Genomic DNA, 842 nt, shown 5'->3' with positions numbered 1-842 from the left:
CTCTCATGAATAATTCGGGTTTATCTATATTGTCTATCGTAATTTTTATTATATTCTTTTACAATAAAGACAATGAATAAGGAGGGCAATCCATGTCGGGTACATTACACAAACATATAAGGGAAAGCGTTTTAAGAACCGCGCTTCTTCATCAGCTGAAAAATGGTCAGAAGGCTCCGGAACGGACCGCCCGCAACTTAAGCGAACTACTGCTGAAGTTCAGCCCTGCATCGAGTGAACTTTTTACTTACGATGATCTTCTCATTATGATAAAACGTTGTTCCATAGAGGAATGCCTGAATCTGATTATTCAGAAACTGGCTTAAAGCTCCGCCTGGCTGCGAATGTATCCGATCCGTTCTGTGGCTCTGGCGAGGCTTTTTAACCGTTCTGATACCTCTTTCGGCTCCATCTTCATCCCTTCTTTCACCCAGTCCATGATAACTCCGCACAGACCGTAGGCATAAAATCCTGCATCGAAATCCCGTTCTTCATATGTCAGTCTTCCCTTTTCATCCAGGACCTCAATTGCTTCCGAAAACAAAGCTTTTGTCATTTCATACAGATAACTCTCAAATGTATGCTCCTGTTCTTTTATGGTATTCATATAGAAAACTTTTTCACGCCTCATATTATTTAAAAGCTCATATATTTTTTCATTCCAGTTTTCAAGACTGATATCTTCTGCAATAGCGGCAAAGTTTTCATTATAATAAATCCAGCTTAACAGTTCATACTTGTCCTGATAGTGATAATCATGACCACCGGCTTAGCCGGTGGTTTGCTCTGCCCCTATAAGGGGCTTTTCCCTGCCTGCGCCCGGAAGGCGCCTGCATGTTTTG

The 842-nt window shown here is 41.6% G+C and carries 2 protein-coding genes; one reads left to right on the top strand and one right to left on the bottom strand.

The genetic code is table 11. The features are described 5' to 3' along the window. The first annotated feature begins 92 nt into the window (after nt 1-92). Nucleotides 93-326: a hypothetical protein gene (locus DS742_RS28450; RefSeq protein ID WP_117420266.1), complete on the top strand. Its 234-nt coding sequence runs from the start codon at nt 93-95 to the stop codon at nt 324-326. Here the strand turns inward: DS742_RS28450 and DS742_RS28445 are convergent. Next, nucleotides 323-679, bottom strand: a complete 357-nt coding sequence (locus DS742_RS28445) for a TetR-like C-terminal domain-containing protein (RefSeq protein ID WP_278336115.1) — start codon at nt 677-679, stop codon at nt 323-325. The two genes, DS742_RS28450 and DS742_RS28445, sit on opposite strands and share 4 nt — an antisense overlap. Between the last annotated feature and the right edge of the window lie 163 nt (nt 680-842).

Source organism: Lacrimispora amygdalina (assembly GCF_003432035.1).
Classification (GTDB): Bacteria; Bacillota; Clostridia; order Lachnospirales; family Lachnospiraceae; genus Lacrimispora; species Lacrimispora amygdalina.
This window is presented reverse-complemented; position numbering and strand designations above follow the sequence as displayed.